At 73.7% G+C, this 21,646-nt stretch carries 15 protein-coding genes, 1 pseudogene and 1 riboswitch; of the genes and pseudogenes, 5 read left to right on the plus strand and 11 right to left on the minus strand.

From position 1 onward, the window contains the following. The first annotated feature begins 115 nt into the window (after positions 1-115). A complete protein-coding gene (locus tag IO29_RS14710) occupies positions 116-844 on the plus strand; it encodes a ZIP family metal transporter (RefSeq protein WP_030378975.1) in 729 nt (242 codons plus the stop codon). Between the two features lie 20 nt (positions 845-864). On the opposite strand, the gene cobI is transcribed toward IO29_RS14710, so the two are convergent. The 10 genes and pseudogenes from cobI to IO29_RS14760 form a co-directional block, all read right to left on the minus strand. Then, positions 865-1,605: a precorrin-2 C(20)-methyltransferase gene (cobI, locus tag IO29_RS14715; RefSeq protein ID WP_030378974.1), complete on the minus strand. Its 741-nt coding sequence runs from the start codon at positions 1,603-1,605 to the stop codon at positions 865-867. Beyond that, a pseudogene (locus IO29_RS36620) lies at positions 1,602-3,248 on the minus strand (cobyrinate a,c-diamide synthase); the annotation flags it as partial. The pseudogene IO29_RS36620 and the gene cobI, both read right to left, overlap by 4 nt. Before the next feature lie 2 nt (positions 3,249-3,250). Continuing rightward, entirely contained in the window at positions 3,251-3,850 is a 600-nt protein-coding gene (gene cobO / locus IO29_RS14725) for a cob(I)yrinic acid a,c-diamide adenosyltransferase (protein ID WP_030378972.1), read from the minus strand. Continuing rightward, positions 3,850-5,889 carry a putative cobaltochelatase gene (locus IO29_RS14730; protein WP_030378971.1) on the minus strand — a complete coding sequence of 680 codons (2,040 nt, stop codon included), beginning with the start codon at positions 5,887-5,889 and terminating at the stop codon, positions 3,850-3,852. Before IO29_RS14730 ends, cobO begins: the two co-directional genes overlap by 1 nt. Continuing rightward, positions 5,886-9,542: a cobaltochelatase subunit CobN gene (cobN, locus tag IO29_RS14735; RefSeq protein ID WP_030378970.1), complete on the minus strand. Its 3,657-nt coding sequence runs from the start codon at positions 9,540-9,542 to the stop codon at positions 5,886-5,888. Before cobN ends, IO29_RS14730 begins: the two co-directional genes overlap by 4 nt. Next, on the minus strand, positions 9,539-11,065 hold the full coding sequence (locus IO29_RS14740; protein ID WP_030378969.1) for a cobyric acid synthase: 1,527 nt from the start codon (positions 11,063-11,065) through the stop codon (positions 9,539-9,541). Before IO29_RS14740 ends, cobN begins: the two co-directional genes overlap by 4 nt. Continuing rightward, a complete protein-coding gene (locus IO29_RS14745) occupies positions 11,062-12,042 on the minus strand; it encodes a cobalamin biosynthesis protein (RefSeq protein WP_030378968.1) in 981 nt (326 codons plus the stop codon). The genes IO29_RS14740 and IO29_RS14745 overlap by 4 nt, the downstream gene beginning before the upstream one ends. 98 nt (positions 12,043-12,140) lie before the next feature. After that, positions 12,141-12,283, minus strand: a riboswitch (cobalamin riboswitch). Between the two features lie 131 nt (positions 12,284-12,414). Further along, positions 12,415-12,630 carry a hypothetical protein gene (locus tag IO29_RS14750; protein WP_030378967.1) on the minus strand — a complete coding sequence of 72 codons (216 nt, stop codon included), beginning with the start codon at positions 12,628-12,630 and terminating at the stop codon, positions 12,415-12,417. Between the two features lie 12 nt (positions 12,631-12,642). Continuing rightward, a complete protein-coding gene (locus tag IO29_RS14755) occupies positions 12,643-13,923 on the minus strand; it encodes an inorganic phosphate transporter (protein WP_030378966.1) in 1,281 nt (426 codons plus the stop codon). 150 nt (positions 13,924-14,073) lie between these two features. Next, entirely contained in the window at positions 14,074-14,802 is a 729-nt protein-coding gene (locus IO29_RS14760) for a lysozyme (RefSeq protein ID WP_030378965.1), read from the minus strand. Positions 14,803-14,999: 197 nt separating this feature from the next. Between IO29_RS14760 and IO29_RS14765 the strand changes: the two genes are divergently transcribed. The 3 genes from IO29_RS14765 to IO29_RS14775 all read left to right on the plus strand — a co-directional run bounded on the left by IO29_RS14765 (position 15,000) and on the right by IO29_RS14775 (position 18,967). After that, positions 15,000-15,719 (plus strand): class II aldolase/adducin family protein, encoded by a 720-nt coding sequence (locus tag IO29_RS14765; RefSeq protein WP_030378964.1) that lies wholly within the window; start codon positions 15,000-15,002, stop codon positions 15,717-15,719. Positions 15,720-15,975: 256 nt separating this feature from the next. Next, positions 15,976-17,118, plus strand: a complete 1,143-nt coding sequence (locus IO29_RS14770; protein WP_030378963.1) for an alpha/beta hydrolase — start codon at positions 15,976-15,978, stop codon at positions 17,116-17,118. 379 nt (positions 17,119-17,497) lie between these two features. Further along, positions 17,498-18,967, plus strand: coding sequence for a hypothetical protein (locus tag IO29_RS14775; RefSeq protein ID WP_199806858.1), 1,470 nt, complete (start codon positions 17,498-17,500; stop codon positions 18,965-18,967). Between the two features lie 82 nt (positions 18,968-19,049). Here the strand turns inward: IO29_RS14775 and IO29_RS14780 are convergent, their stop codons facing one another. After that, positions 19,050-19,463, minus strand: coding sequence for a VOC family protein (locus IO29_RS14780; protein WP_030378961.1), 414 nt, complete (start codon positions 19,461-19,463; stop codon positions 19,050-19,052). A 303-nt stretch (positions 19,464-19,766) separates the two neighbouring features. On the opposite strand from IO29_RS14780, the gene IO29_RS14785 reads away from it, so the two are divergent. Continuing rightward, a complete protein-coding gene (locus IO29_RS14785; RefSeq protein ID WP_030378960.1) occupies positions 19,767-21,365 on the plus strand; it encodes an ABC-F family ATP-binding cassette domain-containing protein in 1,599 nt (532 codons plus the stop codon). Positions 21,366-21,646 lie beyond the last annotated feature (281 nt).

A 21,646-nucleotide genomic window follows, 5' to 3' on the forward strand; every position in this document is an offset into this window, starting at 1 on the left:
GTGGGAGACGCGGAGGCGGAAGCGGTGGTCGATGTGGTGCGGAATGTCATGGTGTGCGGGGGCGGCGAGGGGCCCGGATGTGCGCGAACAGGGGTTGATCGGATAGCAAGGGCCCATGGCGGTACTCGTCGCGCTCGGCGCGTTCCTGATGACGCTGGCCGGCGGCTGGACGGCACAGCATGTGACCGACCGCCGCCACCTGGTCCTGGGCCTGGCCGGCGGCCTGATGCTCGGCGTGGTCGGCCTCGACCTGCTCCCCGAGGCACTTGAGGCGGCCGGCGGGGACGTCTTCGGCGTCCCCGAGGCCCTGCTGCTGTTCGTCGGCGGCTTCCTCCTGGCCCACCTGGTCGAACGGCTGCTCGCCGCCCGCCGTGCCTCCCACGGCGCCGACGAGCACAACCACCGGGCGCCCGAGGTGGGCCTGACGGCCGCCGCGGCGATGGTCGGGCACAGCGCGATGGACGGCGTCGCGATCGGCGCCGCCTTCCAGGTCGGCGGCGGCATGGGCGCGGCCGTCGCCCTCGCCGTCGTCGCCCACGACTTCGCCGACGGCTTCAACACGTACACGCTCACCAGCCTGTACGGGAACGCCCGCCGCAAGGCGCTGACCATGCTGTTCGCGGACGCCGTCGCCCCGATGGTCGGCGCGGCCTCCACCCTGTTCCTCACCATCCCGGAGCAGGTGCTCGGCGCCTATCTCGGCCTCTTCGGCGGCGTACTGCTCTACCTGGCCGCCGCCGAGATCCTGCCCGAGGCACACCACGTGCACCCCGCCCGCTCGACGCTGCTGTGCACGGTCGCGGGCGTGGGCTTCATCTGGGTGGTGGTGGGCCTGGCGGGCTGAGCGCCGCCCCACCAGGACGGTCACAGCTTGCCGCCCCGGGTGCCGTCGCGGCGGGCGGGCGCGATCAGGGTCGACAGGTAGGGGAGCGGACCGTCCCCGTCCAGTTCGGCGGCCGGACGGATCGACTCCTCCGGCAGCCCCAACGCCGAGCCCCACACCGCGTCCGCCAGCCGTCCCGTCTCGCGCAGCGCCCCGGCGACCTCGCCGGCCTGCCGCCCGAACTTGTAGGCGACGACCGTGCCGGGACCGTTCAGCGCCTCCTTCAGCACCGCCGCCCCGGCGGTCACCGGGACCAGCGTCAGCGGCTCGGTGCCCTCGGTCAGCACCGCACCGGAGCGGGCCGCCAGGTCCTGCATGGCGGTGATCCCCGGCACGGTCTCCACCACCGTCCCCGGCACCAGTCCCGTGACGGTGTGCGCGAGGTAGGTGAACGTCGAGTACACGTTCGGGTCACCGATGGTCGCGAACGCGACGGAACCCTCCGGGTGCGCGCGCAGCAGCGCGGCGACCCGCTCACCGGCCGCGTCCCACGCCGCCTCGCGCCGCGCCCGGTCCGTCCGCTCGTTCAGCGCGAACACCACCCGTACGACCTTCTCCGCGGGCACGTAGTGCAGCACCGTCGCCTCGGCGCGCCCCCGCTCGCCGCTGTCCATGACGGGGACGACGACCACGTCGGCGGCGCGCAGCGCGCCCACGCCCTTGACGGTCACCAGCTCGGGGTCGCCGGGGCCCACCCCGATCCCGATCAGCCTGCTGCTCATGACGTCCGGCACCTCTCGACGAACCTGTGGGCGACACCGGGCGTGGCGGCCCAGTGCGTGTGCAGATAGCTGGCGTGCACACCGCGCCGTACGAAACCCTCGAGGCGGCGTTCGGCGCCGCGGACGCCCCAGGCGGGGGACTCCCCGGCGTGCGGTTCCACCACCGTGCGGTGGAACTCGTGGCCGCGCATGCGGGTGCCGGCGAGGGCGAGGGAACTGTCGGTGACGGCCACCGCGTCCCGGTAGCCGAGGGTGAGCCGCTCGGACATGCGTGCGGTCGCGTCGAGCACGCCGCACATCGGCAGTCCGTCCAGCTCCCGGCACAGGTACAGCAGCCCCGCGCACTCGGCGGCGACGGGGCCCCCGGCCCGCGCGAGCTCGCCCACGGCCTTGCGGAGCGGCTCGTTGGCGGACAGCTCGGCGGCGTACACCTCGGGGAAACCACCGCCGACGACGATGCCGGCGGTGCGGTCGGGGAGCCGTTCGTCCCGGAGCGGGTCGAACGGCACGACGTCCGCGCCGGCGGCGCGCAGCAGTTCGGCGTGCTCGGCGTAGGAGAACGTGAACGCGGGTCCGGCGGCGAGGGCGACGACGGGTGGGGTGGAGGAGGGGGGTGTTGTCGCCCCCGCCGCCCCGTCCCTTCCCGACCTCCAGGGGCTCTGCCCCTTCGACCCCGGTCGGGTGCCTTCCAGCTCGGGGGGTTCTGGTGCGTTGGCGGGTGCGGGTGGTTCATGGTCGCTCGCGCAGTTCCCCGCGCCCCTGAAGACGGGGCCGCGCCCCGTAAGGGGCGCGGGGAACTGCGCGCTCAGCCCAGACGCACCGTCAGATGACAATGCACCCCGGGGGGCATGGGGGGCGGAGCCCCCCGGGGTCGGGACGGGAAGGGGCGGCGGGGGCGAGGAAACCAGCGCCTCAGCCGCATCCCAAGCCGCACCCGACACAGGCCCCGCCGAGCGCGCCAGCGCGACAACCGCCTCAAGATCACACCCGGCAGCCACCTGCGCCCCCATCGCGGCAACAGCTTCCACCGCTGAAGCCCGCCGCTCGGCAACCGGCACCAACCCCAGATGCCGCGACGGCACATCCACCTGCGGAGCCCGCCGCAGCACCCCCAGCACCGGCACCCCGACGGAGTCCAACGCCTCCCGCAGCAACACCTCGTGCCGCTCCGAGCCGACCTTGTTGAGGATCACGCCGCCGATCCGCACCTCCGGATCCCACGTCACGAACCCGTGCACCAGCGCCGCCACCGACCGCGACTGCGCCGACGCGTCGACCACCAGCACCACCGGTGCCCCCAACACCTTCGCCACCTGCGCGGTCGACGCCAGCTCACCCTCCCCCGCCGCCCCGTCGAACAGCCCCATCACGCCCTCGACGACCGCGAGGTCGCACCCCCGCGCCCCGTGCAGGAACAGCGGAGCCACCAGCTCGGGACCGCACAGATACGCGTCGAGGTTCCGCCCCACCCGCCCCGTGGCGAGCGCGTGGTACCCGGGGTCGATGTAGTCGGGCCCGACCTTGTGCGGCGACACGGCCAGCCCCCGCGCGGTGAGCGCGGCCATGAGCCCCGTCGCCACGGTGGTCTTGCCGCTGCCGGAGGCCGGCGCGGCGACGACCAGCCGGGGCAGCACGGTGGACGACGTCACCACTCGATGCCCCTCTGGCCCTTCTGGCCGGCGTCCATCGGGTGCTTGACCTTGGACATGTCGGTGACGAGGTCGGCACACTCGACCAGCGCGGCGGGCGCGTTCCGCCCGGTGATCACGACGTGCTGCGTCCCGGGCCGCTCACGCAGCACGGACACCACCTCGTCGGTGTCGACCCACCCCCAGTGCATCGGATAGGCGAACTCGTCCAGGACGTAGAGCTTGTACGTCTCGGCCGCCAGGTCCCGCTTGACCTGCTCCCAGCCCTCCCGCGCCTTCTCCTCGTTGTCCAGTTGGGCGTCCCGCTGGACCCACGACCAGCCCTCGCCCATCTTGTGCCAGGCCACGGAGCCGCCCTCGCCGGACGCCCCCAGCACCCGCAGCGCGTTCTCCTCGCCGACCTTCCACTTCGCCGACTTGACGAACTGGAACACCCCGATCGGCCACCCCTGGTTCCAGGCGCGCAGCGCCAGCCCGAACGCGGCGGTCGACTTGCCCTTCCCGACGCCCGTGTGCACGACCACCAGCGGACGGTTGCGCCGCTGACGGGTCGTCAGACCGTCGTCCGGTACGACACTCGGCTGTCCCTGCGGCATTACGCGGCCCTCCTGCTGCCCTGAACATCCTTGACCAGCCCGGCGATGGAGTCCGCCCGCAGCTCGTCCAGCGTCACCGCCGTACCGCCCAGCTCGCTCGCCAACTGCCCCGCGAGCCCGAGCCGCACGGGCCCCGCCTCGCAGTCCACCACCACACAGGCGGTGCCCTCGGCCGCGAACAACCGCGCCGCCCGCCCCGCCAGCGCGACCGGCTCCGGGCCACCGGTGGCCCGCCCGTCCGTCACCACCACGACCAGCGCCCGCCGTGCCGGGTCCCGCAGCCGCTCCACCCGCAGCACCTCGTGGGCGCGCAGCAGCCCGGCCGCGAGCGGGGTGCGCCCGCCCGTCGGCAGCGACTCCAGCCGGGCCGCCGCCGCGTCCACGGAGGAGGTCGGCGGGAGGGCGACCTGGGCCTCCTTGCCGCGGAAGGTCACCAGCCCCACCTTGTCCCGCCGCTGATAGGCGTCGAGGAGCAGCGAGACCACCGCACCCTTCACGGCACTCATCCGCTGCCGCGCCGCCATCGACCCGGAGGCGTCGACGACGAACAGCACGAGGTTGCCCTCACGCCCCTCGCGCGTCGCCTGCCGCAGATCGTCCCGGCGCACCACGAGCCCCGGCCCGCTGCGGCCCCGCGCCCGCTGGTGCGGGGCGGCGGCCTGCACCGTCGCCGCCAGGTGCAGCTTGGTCAGCGCACCTCGCGGTCGGCGGGCGCCCGTGGTCCGCCCGTGCTCGGTCCGCGCCCGCGAACGCCGCCCGGCGGCACCCTCGCCGAGGCCGGGGACGCTGAGCACCTTCGTACGGAACGGTTCGGCGGCCCGCACCGGCTGCTGTTCACCGGCGCCCGCACCGGACGGCTGCGGCTCGCCACCCTCGCCCGCCTCGGGCCGCGCGGCGGTCTCCCCGTCGCCCTGCGGCGCGTCATCGGGTTCGGGCTGCCCGCCGGGACCGCCGCCGGGACCGCCGCCGGGACCGCCGCCGGGGCCGGGGTCGGGATCGTCGTCCCCGTCCTCGCCCTGCTCGTCCGACCCGCCGAACTCCTCCAGCGTCTCGTCGAGCTTGTCCTCGTCGAGCCCGGGCGCGTCGAACGGGTTGCGGCGGCGCCGGTGGGGGAGGGCCAGCAGCGCGGCCTGCCGTACGTCCTCGGCGAGTACGTCGGTCCGCCCGGCCCAGGCCGCCAGCGCGGTCGCCGTCCGGGCCATCACGATGTCGGCCCGCATGCCGTCCACCTCGAACGCCGCGCACGTCGCCGCGATCTGCCGCAGCGCCCCGTCGCCGAGCCGCACCGAGGACAGCAACTTCCGTGCGGCGACGATCCGTTGCCGTACGGCGGCCTCCTCGTCCGCCCACCGCACGGCGAACCCCTCGGGGTCGTCGTCGTACGCGAGCCGCCGCCGTACGACCTCCACCCGCTGATCGGGCTCGCGCGAGGCGGCGACCTCGACCGTCAGCCCGAACCGGTCGAGCAACTGCGGCCGCAGCTCGCCCTCTTCGGGATTCATCGTCCCGACGAGCAGGAACCGTGCGGCATGCCGTACGGAGACGCCCTCGCGCTCGACGTACGAGGCGCCCATCGCGGCGGCGTCGAGCAGGAGGTCCACGAGGTGGTCGTGGAGGAGGTTGACCTCGTCGACGTAGAGGATCCCCCGGTGGGCGTCGGCGAGCAGCCCCGGCTCGAAGGCCTTCACGCCCTCCGCGAGCGCCCGCTCGATGTCGAGTGCGCCCACCAGCCGGTCCTCGGAGGCCCCCACGGGCAGCTCGACCATGCGGGCCGCGCGGGACTCGAAGGCCCCGCCCTCGTGCGGTCCGTCCGGGCACGCGGGATCCGGCGCGGCGGGATCGCACGAGAACCGGCACCCGGAGACGACGTCCACGCCCGGCAGCAGCGCCGAGAGAGCCCGCACGGCGGTGCTCTTGGCGGTGCCCTTCTCGCCGCGCACCAGCACGCCGCCGACCGCCGGGGACACCGCGTTCAGCAGCAGCGCGAGCCGCAGGTCGTCCTGGCCGACAACGGCCGTGAACGGAAAGGGGGTACTCACTTCTCGTCGCCCTCCAGATCGCCTTCGAGTTCCAGATACGTGGCGCGCAGCCGCTCCAGCGTCTCCGCGTCCGGCTCCGCCCACAGCCCGCGGTCCGCCGCCTCCAGCAGGCGCTCGGTGATGCCGCGCAGCGCCCACGGGTTGGACTTCCGCATGAAGTCCTGGTTCTCCGCGTCGAACACGTACTCGGCCGACAACTTCTCGTACATCCAGTCGTCCACGACGCCGGCCGTGGCGTCGTACCCGAACAGGTAGTCCACCGTCGCGGCCATCTCGAACGCGCCCTTGTAGCCGTGGCGCCGCATGGCCGCCATCCAGCGCGGGTTGACCACCCGCGCCCGGAACACCCGGTGCGTCTCCTCGCCCAGCGTGCGGGTCTTCACCTGGTCCGGCGTAGCCGAGTCACCCACGTACGCCTCGGGGCTCTCGCCCGTCAGATGGCGGACCATCGCCACCATGCCGCCGTGGTATTGGAAGTAGTCGTCGGCGTCGACGAGATCGTGTTCCCTCGTGTCCACGTTCTTCGCCGCCACCGCGATCCGCCGGAACGCCGTCTCCATGTCCCCGCGCGCCGCCCGCCCGTCGAGCCCGCGGCCGTACGCGTAGCCGCCCCACACCGCGTACACCTCGGCGAGGTCCGCGTCGGAGCGCCAGTTGCGGGCGTCGATCAGCGGCAGCAGGCCCGCACCGTACGCGCCCGGCTTGGAGCCGAAGATGCGGGAGGTGGCCCGGCGCCGGTCGCCGTGCCCGGCGGTGTCCTCGTCGGCGTGCGCCTTCACGAAGTTGGACTCGGCCGGCTCGTCCAGCTCCGCCACCGCCCGTACCGCGTCGTCGATCAGGCCCACCACGTGCGGGAACGCGTCCCGGAAGAAGCCGGAGATGCGGACCGTGACGTCGATGCGCGGCCGGCCCAGCTCCTCCAGGCCGACCACCTCGAAGCCGGTCACCCGGCGCGAGGCGTCGTCCCAGACCGGACGGCAGCCCAGCAGCGCGAGGATCTCGGCGATGTCGTCGCCCTGCGTGCGCATCGCGGACGTGCCCCACACCGTCAGACCGACGGACTTCGGGTACTCGCCGGTGTCGGTGAGGTACCGCTGCACCAGCGAGTCCGCCAGCGACTGCCCGACCTCCCAGCTCAGCCGGGACGGGATCGCCTTGGGGTCCACGGAGTAGAAGTTCCGGCCGGTCGGCAGGACGTTGACCAGTCCGCGTGTCGGCGAGCCGGAAGGGCCCGCCGGGACGTAACCGCCGTCCAGGGCACGCAGGATGTGCCCGATCTCGTCCGTCGTACGGGCCAGCCGGGGCACGACCTCCTCGCTCGCGAACCGCAGCACGGCCACCGCGTCCGGGAGCGGGGTGCCCAGCACCTCGCGGACCAGGTCCTCCCCGGCCTCCACCGCCCAGTCGCGCGCCTCCATGCCCTCGGCGAGGCGGCGGCAGAGCTGCTCCAGCAGGTCGATCGCGTCGGACGCGGTACGGGCCGGGCCGTCGACCAGGTCGGTGAGTTCCACCGGCACCTTCACCCCGGCGCCCGGCTCGGCCAGCAATTCCTTCTCCACCAGCCCGAAGTGGGCGGCGAGCGAGGCCCGCAGCCCCGGCAGCGCGTTGGCCCGCCCGCCCCACACCTGCGAGGCGCGCAGCACGGCGAGCACGAGGTTCACGCGGGGTTCGCCGACCGGGCCGCCGCCGAGGATGTGCAGGCCGTCGCGGATCTGCACGTCCTTGATCTCGCACAGATAGCCGTCGATGTGCATGACGAACGAGTCGAACTCCTCGTCGTCCGGCTGGTCGTCCACATGCAGGTCGTGATGGAGCTCGGCGGCCTTGACCAAGGTCCAGATCTGCGCCCGCACGGCCGGGGCCTTCGTCGGGTCGAGATCGCTCACCAGCGCGTACTCGTCGAGGAGTTGCTCCAGCTTGGCGAGGTCGCCGTAGGTGTCGGCCCGGGCCATCGGCGGCACCAGGTGATCGACCACCGTCGCGTGCCCGCGCCGTTTGGCCTGGGTGCCCTCGCCGGGGTCGTTGACGATGAACGGGTAGACCAGCGGCAGGTCGCCCAGGACCGCGTCCGGCGCGCAGCCCGCGCTCAGCCCGAGGCCCTTGCCCGGCAGCCACTCCATCGTGCCGTGCTTGCCCATGTGCACGATGGCGTCGGCACCGAAGCTGTTGTCCAGCCAGCGGTAGGCGGCCAGGTAGTGGTGGGAGGGCGGCATGTCGGGGTCGTGGTAGATCGCGATGGGGTTCTCGCCGAAGCCGCGCGGCGGCTGGATCATCACCACGACGTTCCCGAACCGCAGCGACGCGAGCACGATGTCGTCGCCGTCGACGTACAGCGAGCCCGGCGGCTCGCCCCACGCCTCCAGCATGCCGTCGCGCAGCTCGGGGTCGAGCGTGTCGAACCACTCCCGGTAGTCGGCGAGCGGCACGCGCGCGGGGGCGGCGGCGAGCTGGTCCTCCGTCAGCCACTCCACGTCGTGGCCGCCGGCCTCGATGAGCCGGTGGATCAGCTCGTCGCCGCCGGACGGGTATCCGTGCACCCCGTACCCGGCGTCGCGCAGCGCGTCCAGCACCCGTACGGCCGAGGCGGGCGTGTCCAGGCCGACGGCGTTGCCGACCCGGGAGTGCTTGGTGGGGTAGGCGGTGAAGACGAGCGCGATCCGCTTCTCCGCGTTCGGCTTGTGCCCGAGCGCCGCGTGCCGCACGGCGATCCCGGCGACCCGCGCGGCCCGCTCGGGGTCGGCGACGTACACCGGCACGTCGTCGGGTCCCTGTTCCTTGAAGGAGAAGGGAACGGTGACGAGCCGGCCGTCGAACTCGGGGATGGCGACCTGCATCGCCGCGTCCATGGGGGCCAGCGCGGCGTCGGACGCCTCCCACTGGGCGCGCGAGGAGGTCAGGCAAAGACCTTGCAGCACGGGGACGTTCAGGTCGGCGAGGGCTCCCACGTCCCACGCCTCCTCCGCGCCGCCCGCCGACGCCTGCGAGGCGTGGGTGCCGCCGGCGGCGAGCACGGTGGCGACGAGCGCGTCGGCCCCCGCCAGCAGCTCGTACAGCCCGGGGCCCGCGCCGCGCAGCGAACCGCAGTACACCGGGAGCGCGTTGGCGCCGCGCGCCTCGATCGCGTCGCACAGGGTGTCGACGAAGCCGGTGTTGCCGCTGAGTTCGTGGGCGCGGTAGAAGAGCACGCCGACGGTCGGGCGGCCGTCCACGCGGGCGCGTGCGCCGTGCACGCCGTACTCGGGCATCTTCCGCGGCTCGTCGAAGCCCTCGCCGGTCAGCAGCACGGTGTCCGACAGGAACCGGGCGAGCTGGGTGAGGTTGTCGGGGCCGCCCTCGACCAGGTAGCGCAGCGCCTCGGCCACCACGCCCGCCGGCACCGACGACTCGGCCATCAACTCGGCGTCCGGCACGCTCTCCCCGCCGAGCAGCACGGTCGGCACACCGGACGCCTTCAGCGCGGCGAGCCCGTCCTCCCAGGCCCGCTTGCCGCCCAGCAGCCGTACGACGGCGAGGCCGGCGCCGTCGAGCAGCGCGGGCAGCTCCTCGGCGACGTCCACGCGGGTGGGGTTGCCGATCCGGTACGAGGCACCGGAGGCGGCCCGGGCCGCCAGCAGGTCCGTGTCGGCGGTCGACAACAACAACACTGTGCTCATGCGGGCGCTCCCGGTGGGATGAAGGGCAGTCCTTGCGGCGCGCCGGACTCGATGAGCCGCCACAGCGCGTCCGTGTCCGCGTGCTGTTCGATCAGGTCGCCGAGCCGGTCGAGCTGCTCCTCGCGCAGCGCGGCGAACGACGTGTCCGGTGCGGGGACGAAGCGGCGGCCCGCGGCGGCGGCCACCTCGCGCAGGAAGGCGCGCCGGAAACCGTCCGACTCCAGCGAGCCGTGCCAGTGCGTGCCCCAGGTCGCGCCGACCCGGCAGCCGTCCAAGAAGGGCTCCCCGCCGGTGACGTGGGCGACCCCGTGGTGGATCTCGTACCCCTCGACGGGCTCGCCGAGGGCCTCGCCGACGGGCCGGGCGAGGGTCTTCCCGGGGGCGAACCGGACCCGTACGGGCAGCACCCCGAGGCCGTCCACCCGCCCGGCGCGCGACTCGACCTCGTCCTCGATGCGTTCGCCGAGGATCTGGAAGCCGCCGCAGATGCCGAGCACCGGCCGTCCCTCGGCCGCCCTGCGCCGCAGCGCGCCGGCGAGCCCCCGCTCCCGCAGCCACTCCAGCGCCCGGACCGTCCCCCGGGTTCCCGGAACCACGACGAGATCGGCGTCGGCCAGCTCCTCCGGCCGGTCCACGAACCGCACGACGACGCCCGGTTCGGCGGCGAGCGCGTCCACGTCCGTGAAGTTGGACATCAGCGGGACCGCGCACACGGCGACCCGCAGCACGTCCTCGCCGACCGGCGGCGCGGTGTTCGACTCCCGTACGGTGCCGCGCAGCGAGACCCTGAGTCCGTCCTCCTCGTCGATGCCGAGCCCGTGCCGGAACGGCAGGACGCCGTACGTGGAGCGGCCGGTGAGGCCGTGCAGCATGTCGAGGCCGGGTTCGAGCAGCGAGACGTCGCCCCGGAACTTGTTGACGAGGAACCCGGCCACCAGCTCCTGGTCCGCGCGGGAGAGCAGGGCGACGGTGCCGAAGAAGGAGGCGAAGACGCCGCCCCGGTCGATGTCCCCGACGACGACCACGGGGAGCTTCGCGTTGCGCGCGATCCCCATGTTGACGATGTCGGTGCGGCGCAGATTGATCTCGGCGGGGCTGCCCGCGCCCTCGCAGATCACCGCGTCGTACGTGCTCCGCAGCTCGGCCAGGGCGTCGAGCACGGTGCCGAGCAACTGCCGCTGCCGGCCGCCGTGGTAGCCGCGGGCGCTCATCTCACCGACGGGCCGGCCGAGCAGCACGACCTGGCTGCTGCGCTCGCCGCCCGGCTTGAGCAGCACCGGGTTCATCAGCGCGGTCGGCTCGATCCGGCACGCCTGGGCCTGCATGGCCTGCGCGCGCCCGATCTCGGCGCCCTCGCGGGTGACGAACGAGTTGAGGGACATGTTCTGCGCCTTGAACGGCGCGACCTTGACGCCCTGCCGCGCCAGCCACCGGCAGATCCCGGCGGTGACGACGCTCTTCCCGGCGTCGGAGGTGGTCCCGGCGACGAGCAGCCCGCCACCGGTCCGGGCCCCGCCGCTCATGAGGCACGCCCCTTCGTGTTCGCTTTCGTGTGGGTCCGGTGGTGCCCGTAGCGCCCGTAGGCGAGCCGCACGCCCGCGCACACGCCCAGCGCCAGCCAGCCCACGCGCCGGGAGAGCCGCGCCGCGCGCTCGATGTCGCCCGTCCGCACGGCGCGCCCGGCGCCATTGAGGACCGGACGGTGCTCCACGCGCCCCCCGTACGACAACGTGCCGCCGAGCCGCACCCCGAGCGCCCCCGCGAAGGACGCCTCCACGGGACCGGCGTTGGGGCTCGGATGCCGCCCGGCGTCCGCCCGCCAGGTCCGGACCGCACCCCGGAGGTCCGGACCGGCGACGGCCGCGAGGACGGCGGTGAGCCGCGCCCCCGGCGCACCGGCGAGGTCGTCCAGGCGTGCGGAGGCCCAGCCGTAGCGCAGATGACGCGGGGAGCGGTGCCCCACCATGGCGTCCAGCGTGTTGACGGCCCGGAAGCCGAGCAGCCCCGGCACACCGGCGACGGCGCCCCACACCAGGGCGCCGACGACCGCGTCGGAGGTGTTCTCGGCGACGGACTCGACGACCGCCCGCGCGATCCCGTCAGCGTCCAGCGCCTGCGGGTCGCGCCCGCACAGATGCGGCAGCCGCGCCCGGGCGGCGTCCACGTCACCGGCCTCCAGCGCCCGCCCGACGGCCCGCGCCTCGCGGACGAGCGAGGTGCCGCCGACGACGGCCCAGGTGGCGGCCGCGGTCAGGGCGACGGAGGCGGTGGGGGAGCGGCGTACGGCGCGCGCGGCGACGGCTCCGAGCGCCGTGGCGCCACCGGCGCACACGACGGTGTGCAGCGCGCCCCAGCCGCGGTGGTCGCGCCAGAGCCCTCGCTCCACGGCGGCCGCGGCACGGCCGAACACGGCGACCGGATGCCCGCGGCGCGGATCGCCGAGGAGCAGGTCGCCGAGGAGGCCGGCGGTGGCGCCGTACGCGAAGCGTTCGGCACCCACGGGGTCAGCCGGCCGTGGGATCGGTCAGGGTGTCGCTGGTGAACCTCGGTCGGCAGCCGCGCATGGCGATATGTCCTCACTCAGGGTGTCCACGCCCTGGTTCGACGAGACCGGCGGTGAGAGTTCCTGGCTCCCGGGATTCCTACCCCGGTGACAGTGGCGGGACCGCGCCGGATTTCCACCGGCTTCCTCTCCTGCCGCCGTATTGGCCCCGGCAGTCCACCACGCCCCCGCACAACAGGTCAACCTGCCCCTGACCTGCTGTGCGAAGTCCCACACCCCGACAACGAACCCCGCGTCCCCTGTGGGACGCGGGGTTCGTTGTCGGGGTGTGGCGTCTGTGCCGCACTGCGACTACGGCTCCGGCTCCGACTACGCCACGATCAGATGAATCCCGTACGCCACGGCCGCCGCACACCCGGCGAAGCACACGTACGCCCCCGTCGTGGCGAGCACGGCCCCTCCGCCCCGGCCGGACTCCCTCTTCGTGAGCCCGACGATCCCGAGCGTGAACAGCCCCACCAGTCCCACGGTCACCACGAGCGAGACCCCGAACACGGAACCCAGCGCAACCCAGTCGATCTTCATGCCGTCCGCTCCTTACACCGTGGCCGCACGGTTGGGTTCCGCGGCCGGCCCCGCATCCGCGGCCGGCGCGGGAATGGTCGTCTGCAACCCCGCCCCCACGGGCGGCACCCCCACCGGCGGCGGCGCCACCGCGGCGATCGCCGCGGTCACCACCCCCGGCGACTCGACGACACCGGATCCGGCTTCGGCCGCGTCGAGTTCATTGACGTTGTCCACAGTCACCGGCGTCCGCCGCGACAGCACCCAGATCGTCCCGGCCCCCGCCACCAACAGCGCGCCCGTGACAACCGTCCCCCACGTCCCCTGCTTCGTGAGGAACTCCGCCCCCGCCCCGACCAGCCCCGCCGCCGGCAGCGTCAGACACCAGGCGACGAACATCCGGGTCGCGGTGGACCAGCGGACCACGCCGCCCCGCCGCCCGAGCCCGGAGCCCATCACGGCACCGGAACAGACCTGGGTGGTGGAGAGGGAGAAACCGATGTGCGAGGAGGCGAGGATCGCCGTCGCCGCACTGGTCTGCGCGGCGAACCCCTGCGGCGGCGCCAGATCCGTCAGCCCCTTGCCGAGGGTCCGGATGATCCGCCAGCCGCCCAGATACGTGCCGAGCGCTATCGCCGTGCCGGCCGAGAAGATGACCCACAGCGGCGGGTTGGAGCCGGGCGCGAGGACGCCCCCGGTGACCAGGGCGAGGGTGATGATGCCCATGGTCTTCTGCGCGTCGTTGGTGCCGTGCGCGAGCGAGACCAGCCCGGCAGAGGCGATCTGCCCGGCCCGGTACCCCTTCGAGGTGGCCTTCTCGTCGGCCCGGTTGCCGATCGCGTACGTCAGCCGGGTCGCGAGCATCGCGGCCAGCCCGGCCACGACGGGCGCGGCGACCGCCGGGATGAGGACCTTGGTGACGACGGTCGAGCCGTTCACCGACGACCAGCCGGCCGACATGACCGCCGCGCCGATCAGACCGCCGAACAGTGCGTGGGAGGAACTGGAGGGCAGACCCAGCAGCCAGGTCAGCAGGTTCCACAGGATCGCGCCGACGAGGGCGGCGAAGATCACTTCGGTCCGCAGACCCTCTTCGTTGATGATGCCGCCGGAGATCGTCTTGGCGACCTCCACGGAGAGGAACGCGCCGACGAGGTTCAGCACGGCGGACATGGCCACCGCCGTCTTGGGCCTCAGGGCGCCGGTCGAGATGGTGGTGGCCATCGCGTTGGCTGTGTCGTGGAAACCGTTCGTGAAATCGAACACGAGTGCGGTGACAATCACGATACCCAGGAGGAGCGTGATGTGTTCCATTTACCCAGGCTTCTGTTGGACGTCAGTGTCACCTGGACCGTAAGCAACCTGGGTGAACGGCAGATGAACGAGGGCGGGCGGTGCGGTGACCCGAACGGGGTGCCGCGATTCCGCTTTCCGGCGGTGTCCGTGCCCCCGCCGCCCTCCCCGTCACCCCCGCGCGAGCCGTTTCAACCCGGCGAGGGAGCCGTTGAAGCGGTTCTGGTCGCCGGGCAGGGTGCCGGCGGTGGCGTACTGCCAGAACGTCCAGGCGCTCCAGCCGCCCGGCAGCGCGCCCGCGCCGGAGGCACCGTGCCGGGCGATCCACAGCGCGTGGTCCGCGGCGAAGGCGGTGCTGTCGCCGGTGCACAGCCGCCACCAGTTGGCCGTGGTGTACAGCACGGGCCGGCGCCCGGTCAGCCGCAGCACCTCGTCGCTGAACGCCCTGATCCAGCGCACCATGGCGGCCTTGCCCAGCCCGTAGCACTTGTGCGAGCCGTAGGGGTTGTACTCCATGTCCAGCGCGGGCGGCAGGGTCCGGCCGTCCGCGCGCCAGGCGCCGCCGTTGCGCACGAAGTACGCCGCCTGCGTGGTGCCGGAGGACCGGTCCGGCACGGCGAAGTGGTACGCGCCGCGCAGGATCCCGGCGGCGCGCGCCCCGTCGTACTGCTTCGTGAAGGTGGGGCTGCGGTAGTCGGTGGACTCGGTCGCCTTGACGTAGACGAACGCCGCCCCGTCCGCCCTGGCCTTCGCCCAGTCGACGCCGCCCTGGTGCGAGGAGACGTCGTGCCCCTTCGGCTTGCCCGCGGCGACGGCCCGGGCGGGCGCCGCCGCGCCCGTGGCGAGCAGCGCGCCACAGAGCGCGAGCGTCAGGGTGCGGGCGGCGTGACGTGAGGTCATGGATCCCCCCGGGGGACGGTGGACACGTGGGCGCGGGAACCGCCGCGCACGGACGGTCCCGCAGGAGCCCCAGAGAGTAGTAGAAGACCGGAGGAAAACTGCCAATCATCATCCAATCGGCTCATATGGGCGCGTTCGCGGGCTTATGCGCCGGTGCGAGCGCCGGGCGCGCACGGCGTACCTGGCATGATCGCGCCATGGCTGAGCAGCGGCAGAACCCGGAACGGGAGCGACAGCGGCAGCGGGCGCGGGAGCGGGAGACGGCCGGGGACGGGGTGGCCGGCGCCTGGGAGGCGCTCGTCGCCACCGCCCGCCGGACGGTCGCCGACGGACTGGTCGTCGGCACCTCCGGCAACGTGTCGGTACGGGTCGGGGACACGGTGCTGGTCACCCCCACCGGAGTGCCGTACGACAGGCTGAGCCCCGACGACGTGGTCGGCGTCGCCCTCGACGGCCGCCAGGTGCTCGGCACGCTGCGGCCGACCAGCGAACTACCCATGCACCTCGCGGTGTACCGCGCCACCGGCGCACGCGCGGTCGTGCACACCCACGCGGTGCACTCGACGGCGGTCTCCACGCTCGTCCGGGAGCTCCCGCTGATCCACTACATGGCCGCGGCCATGGGCGGCCCCGTCCGGGTCGCCCCCTACGCCACGTACGGCACACCCGAACTGGCCGACAACGTGCTCCACGCCCTCACCGACCGCACCGCCTGCCTCCTCCAGAACCACGGCACCCTCGCCTACGGCACCACCCTCGACCAGGCCTACGACCACACCGCCCAACTCGAATGGATGTGCCACGTCTGGCTCACAGCGACATCGACGTCGGCAGGCCCACCCACCCTCCTGACACCCGACCAACTGAACGAGGTGCGGACCCAATTGAGGGCATACGGCCAGCGAAGCGCTAGGTAGGGGCGCGGGGCTGAGTCGGGTGCGCGGCTCCGCCGCCGGGGCGCGAGTACTCTCCGTGCCCCGGAAGGGGCGCGGGGAACTGCGCGAGAAGCCCCACCGGCGGTCGGCCGACGACGCACCCCACGGGGTTCAAGGGGCGGAGCCCCTTGAAAGGGAGGGGAAGGGCAGGGGCGGCGGGGGCGAGACAAACCACAGCACCCCACCCCAATCAGGAGGCCCGCTGGCCGAAGCCCCCCGCACCCACGACACTGGACCGGTGCGTACCGTCAGGCCGACCCCCACCACCGTCACCACAGCCCTGGCCCTCGCCGCCGGCCTCGCCGGCGCCACCGGCCTGGCCGCCGGCCGCCTCGCCGCCGACGCCGCCCTCAAGGCGCCCCCCGGCCGCCCCCTCCCCACCGAACCCCGCCTCACCGTCCACGCCACGGCCGCCGGCCGCATCACCCTCACCCGCGCCCTCGCCTCCCGGCGCCCCGGCACCTACGGTCTCGCCGGCCACGGCTCCCACGCGGTCGTCGGCCAGGTCCTCACCGGAACCCCGCACTCCGCCGACACGGTCGTCCGCCGGCTCGAACGTGTCACCCACGGCACCCTGGAGACCGGCGACAGGGTCTGGCTCACCCCCAGCCTCCACATCGGCGACCCGGGCACCGCCCTCGGCCTCGACTACACCGACGTGGACGTGCCCGGCGAACTCGGCCCGCTGCCGGCGTGGTTCGTGCCGGGCGTGCGCGACATGTGGGTGATCGCCGTGCACGGGCTCGGCGCGACCCGCGAGCACGCGATGAACCTGATGCGGTTCTGGAACCGCAACCACCTCACCGTGCTCGCCCTCTCCCACCGGGGCGACGCCGGCGCGCCCCGTTCGCCGGACGGCCTCAACCACCTCGGGGACACCGAGTGGCGGGACGTGGACGCGGCGATCCAGTACGCCGTGCGCCATGGTGCCCGGCAGGTGGTGCTGCACGGCTGGTCGACCGGCGCGACCATGGCGCTGACCGCCGCGGTCCGCTCCGAGCTGCGGGATCGTGTCGTGGGGCTGGTGCTCGACTCGCCGGTGCTCGACCGGGAGGCGACGGTGCGGGCGCTGGCGGCGGCGCGGCACACACCGGGGGTGTTGCTGCCGTTGGCGGTGCGGGCGGCGCAGGGGAAGGCGCGGTGGGACGCGGAGCGGTTGCGGCGGGTGGTGGATCCAGGGCGGCTCACGAAGCCGACGCTGATCTTTCATGGGCCGCGGGACGCCGTCGCGCCGTGGGGGGCGTCGCGGCGCTTGGCGGAGGCGAAAGAGGGTTTGGTGGCGTTGCACGAGGTGCGGGAGGGGGTGCACGGGGCGATGTGGAACGCGGACCCCGAGGGGTACGAGGAGGCACTGGGGCGCTTCTTGACGCCGCTGGTGTGACCTGGGGGTTCTCTCGCCCCCGCCGCCCCTGTCCTCCCGTCCTTCACCTGGGGGCTCTGCTCCCAGGCCCCCCCGGGCGCGGGAGAGCTCGGGGGCAGGCGGGGCCAGGGGGCGGTTGCGGGGCGGGTGGGGGAACTTCTCGCGCTCGCGTGGCGCTCACCGCGGATTCGCACGGTCCCACGCCCCCGAGCGGGCGCGGTCGCCCACGCCCGCGCGGCGGAGCCGCGGATCCAGTACGGCCCCGTGCCCCTTACGGGGCGCGGGTTCGTTCCGGTTCGTGGCGTGGTGAGTGGCGGTTGCGCTGCCCCCGCCGTATCGAGAGGGCCCGGCGTCCGCATTCCGTTTGGGTTTTCGGACCGTCAACCGGAAGACTGCACCTGTGACGTCCCGTACCCCGCGCGACTCCAGGCTCCGACTCGTCCGCCCGCGGCCCCTGGCCGCCGCTCCCCGGGCGGTGAACCAGCACCGCACGCGCCGCCCCGCGCCCCGGCCGCCGGAGGGCACCCCGCCACCGGCGGAACTGGCCCGCATGGCCCGCGCCCGGCTGGCCGGGGCCGCCACGATCGCCCGGTGGGCCGACACCGCACTGCGCCCGGGCCGTGACGGCGCGGGCTCCGACGGCGGAGGCACCCTGTCCGACCGGACCGCCGAACACGCGGCGGACGAACTGCGGCTGACCGTCGCTCAGGTGCGCGCCGACTGGGACACCGCCCGGCTCGCCGGCCTCGTCGAGGTGCACGGCAACAGCGCCCGCTCCGGCTGGCGGCTGCGCGCCTGGGACCGTGACGACAGCGCCGTCCTGCGCGGCTGGGTCGCCCTGTTCGACGCCTGGTCGCTCGCCTCACCGGAGCCGTCGGACCGGGAGCACGCCGACGTCGCCGAGGTCGTCTCCGCGATGCCCCAGCTCCTCTCCTTCCTCCAGCTCTCCGCCGGCCCCGTGCCCGTGGAACAGCTCCTGGACCTGCTGCGCCAGCGCGTCACCGAGCTGCGCACCGAACGCTGCGAGGTCCCCTACGGCCCCGCGCCCGAGCCCCTCGCCCCGTCGAACGGCGGCTCCCAGGGCGGCCTGAGGGCCGTCGAACCTCCTTCCCCCGTCGTTCCTCCCGCCCCTCCCGAACCCGCCGACGCCGGCACCCTCGCCCCCCTCCTCGACTGGGCGCTGCGGGCGCTCGCCTCCGTCGGGGCGCTGACCTACGGCGACGGCCAGGCCACCCTCACCCCGCTCGGCAACTGGGCGGTGTGGGTCAAGCTGGAGCAGATCTGCGTGGCCGCGCAGAGCCCCGCCGGCAACATCGAGGTCGCCGCCGAGGACATGCTCCGCGGCTGCGCCCAGCTCCGCCCCAACGCCGCCCGCGCCGAGTACCGCGCCTGGCTCGCCGCCCGCCCCGTCGGCGCCGCCGTCACCGAACTCCTCGAGGCCGCCCGCGGCGAGGACGCCCTGCTGCGCGGCCTGGCCTTCGAGGCGCTGCGCGTCGTCGGCGCCCCCGCCGAACCCGAGGTGCGCAGCGCCGCCGAGGAGGCCGGACTGCGCCCCTACGCCCTGCTCTGGCTCGCCGAGCAGGAGGGCGTCGACCCCGAGGACGCCCACGAGGTGCTCACCCGCGAGGAGGCCACCTGGCTGTGGGTCGACACCGCCGCCGCCGTCGCCGACCACGGGGAGGCGCCGCTCCTCGTACGCCACCTGGAGTCCGCCGTGCAGCCCACCGTGCCCGCGCTCCTGGACGAGGTGCGCGCCGTCGGCCATCCGCGCACGGTGCAGGTGCTCGTCGCCCTCGCCGCCGCGCACCCCGACCCGGCGCTGGCCAGAGCCGTCCGCAGAGCCGCCTTCCAGGTCCACACCGGCGGCTGACCCCACGAGCCATCCCCCGGCCCGGCCGCCCGGCCCGGCGACCGGGCCCCGGTCAGGTACTGGTCCCGGTACTGGTCCCCGCTCAGGAACCGGTCTCCGGCGCGTACGTCCCGAAGCTCCAGATGTTGCCCTCCACGTCCCGGGCCATGTAGTCCCGCGAGCCGTAGTCCTGGTCCGTCGGGGGCATGAGGATCTCCGCGCCGTGCTCCACGGCTCTGCGGTGGTGCGCGTCGACGTCGTCCACCACCACGTAGACGCCCGACGGGCCCCCGCCCTTCATCGCCTCGTCGAACCGGCCGCCCCGGCCCTTGGAGCCGAGCATCACCGCGCCGTTGCCCTGCACCAGTTCGGCGTGGACCACCTTGCCGTCCTCGCCCTCGTACACCGCGCGTTCCGAGAAGCCGAACGCCGCGGTCAGCTGGCGGAACGCCGCCGACGCGTCCGCGTACAACAGCGTCGGGAAGACGCTCGGACGTCCGCCGCCCGTGCCTGCCATGCCGATCACGCTCCCTTCACGGCCTTCGCATCCCGCGCCCTCCACGGCCGGAATGTGGCCTGCTTCACAGTCTTGCACCCCCCACTGACAACGCGGCCGGAACCGGCAGGGCCCTACCCAGGAGGAGTACGCCGGCGGCGCGCACGGGACGCGGTGGGAAGCGCGCCCGCAGGGCTTCGCACGGGGCAAAACCGCTTGCGCACCCCCGTTAGACTTGGCCCATGGCCATTCTCCTCGCGCATTAGACAGCGGGAACGCCCCCAGCCGCCCGTCCCGCCCTCTCCCGCTTACTGGAGTCTGTCCGTGATTTCCGCTTCCGGCATCGAGCTGCGCGCCGGTGCCCGCATCCTCATCGAGTCCGCCACCTTCCGCGTCGCCAAGGGCGACCGCATCGGGCTGGTCGGGCGCAACGGCGCCGGCAAGACCACCCTCACCAAGGTCCTGGCCGGCGAGGGCATCCCCGCCGCCGGCACGGTCACCCGCTCCGGCGAGGTCGGCTACCTCCCGCAGGACCCCCGTACCGGCGACCTCGACGTGCTCGCCCGCGACCGCGTCCTCTCCGCGCGCGGCCTCGACGTACTGCTGCGCAAGATGCGCGAGAACGAGCAGCGCATCGCCAACGGCCAGGGCGCCACCCGGGAGAAGGCGCTGAAGCAGTACGAGCGCCAGGAGACCGAGTTCCTCACCAAGGGCGGGTACGCCGCCGAGGCCGAGGCCGCCACCATCGCCGCCGCGCTCAACCTGCCCGACCGCGTGCTCGGCCAGCCCCTGCACACGCTCTCCGGCGGTCAGCGCCGCCGTATCGAGCTGGCCCGCATCCTGTTCTCCGACGCGGACACCCTGCTGCTCGACGAGCCCACCAACCACCTCGACGCCGACTCGATCATCTGGCTGCGCGACTACCTCAGGACCTACCGCGGCGGCTTCATCGTCATCTCCCACGATGTGGACCTGGTCGAGACGGTCGTCAACAAGGTGTTCTATCTGGACGCCAACCGCTCCCAGATCGACGTCTACAACATGGGCTGGAAGCTGTACCAGCAGCAGCGCGAGGCGGACGAGAAGCGCCGCAAGCGGGAGCGGCAGAACGCCGAGAAGAAGGCCGCCGCGCTCCACTCGCAGGCCGACAAGATGCGCGCCAAGGCCACCAAGACGGTCGCCGCGCAGAACATGGCCCGCCGCGCCGACAAGCTGCTCGCCGGTCTGGAGGCGGTCCGTCAGTCCGACAAGGTCGCCAAGCTCCGCTTCCCCGAGCCGGCCCCCTGCGGCAAGACCCCGCTCATGGCCGAGGGACTGTCGAAGTCGTACGGCTCCCTGGAGATCTTCACCGACGTCGACCTGGCCGTCGACAAGGGCTCCCGGGTCGTCATCCTCGGCCTCAACGGCGCCGGCAAGACCACGCTGCTGCGGCTGCTCGGCGGCGTCGAGCAGCCCGACACCGGCGCGGTCGTCCCCGGCCACGGCCTCAAGCTCGGCTACTACGCGCAGGAGCACGAGACCCTCGACGCCGACCGCACTGTGCTGGAGAACATGCGTTCGGCCGCGCCCGACATGGACCTCGTCGAGGTCCGCAAGGTGCTCGGCTCGTTCCTCTTCTCCGGCGACGACGTCGACAAGCCCGCCGGGGTCCTCTCCGGCGGTGAGAAGACCCGGCTCGCGCTGGCCACCCTCGTCGTCTCCTCCGCCAACGTGCTGCTCCTGGACGAGCCCACCAACAACCTCGACCCGGCCAGCCGCGAGGAGATCCTCGGCGCCCTGCGCACGTACAAGGGCGCGGTCGTCCTGGTCACCCACGACGAGGGCGCGGTGGAGGCGTTGCAGCCGGAGCGGATCATCCTGCTCCCGGACGGCGTCGAGGACCTGTGGGGTTCCGACTACGCGGACCTCGTCGCCCTCGCCTGAGCCGGTCCCGGCACCCGGGTCGGCGTGGAGACCGACCCCGGGTCGACAGGGAAACCGGCGTCGATGCCGACGCCGGTCCGAGGCGATGATCCATTACTCATGGATCATTCGGCCCATCAGTGATCCACCATCTGTGTGAGATCTCCTCGTACCGCGGTGCGTCGCACGCCGCTCTTCCGGCCGGGCCCCCCTTCCGCGGGGGCCCGGCCGTCGCACGTCCGTGACCTGCTGCTTCGCGGAAGCACTCGTTCGGACGTACGGAACGCCACCGATCGGAATAC

This window comes from Streptomyces sp. NRRL F-6676, from assembly GCF_000725625.1.
GTDB lineage: Bacteria > Actinomycetota > Actinomycetes > Streptomycetales > Streptomycetaceae > Streptomyces.

Bases quoted from the DNA above. Each gene is read 5' to 3' on its own strand.
- IO29_RS14710 (WP_030378975.1), top strand. From the start codon at position 116: ATGGCGGTACTCGTCGCGCTCGGCGCGTTCCTGATGACGCTGGCCGGC.
- cobI (WP_030378974.1), bottom strand. From the start codon at position 1,605: ATGAGCAGCAGGCTGATCGGGATCGGGGTGGGCCCCGGCGACCCCGAG.
- cobO (WP_030378972.1), bottom strand. From the start codon at position 3,850: ATGCCGCAGGGACAGCCGAGTGTCGTACCGGACGACGGTCTGACGACC.
- cobN (WP_030378970.1), bottom strand. From the start codon at position 9,542: ATGAGCACAGTGTTGTTGTTGTCGACCGCCGACACGGACCTGCTGGCG.
- IO29_RS14740 (WP_030378969.1), bottom strand. From the start codon at position 11,065: ATGAGCGGCGGGGCCCGGACCGGTGGCGGGCTGCTCGTCGCCGGGACC.
- IO29_RS14750 (WP_030378967.1), bottom strand. From the start codon at position 12,630: ATGAAGATCGACTGGGTTGCGCTGGGTTCCGTGTTCGGGGTCTCGCTC.
- IO29_RS14755 (WP_030378966.1), bottom strand. From the start codon at position 13,923: ATGGAACACATCACGCTCCTCCTGGGTATCGTGATTGTCACCGCACTC.
- IO29_RS14760 (WP_030378965.1), bottom strand. From the start codon at position 14,802: ATGACCTCACGTCACGCCGCCCGCACCCTGACGCTCGCGCTCTGTGGC.
- IO29_RS14765 (WP_030378964.1), top strand. From the start codon at position 15,000: ATGGCTGAGCAGCGGCAGAACCCGGAACGGGAGCGACAGCGGCAGCGG.
- IO29_RS14780 (WP_030378961.1), bottom strand. From the start codon at position 19,463: ATGGCAGGCACGGGCGGCGGACGTCCGAGCGTCTTCCCGACGCTGTTG.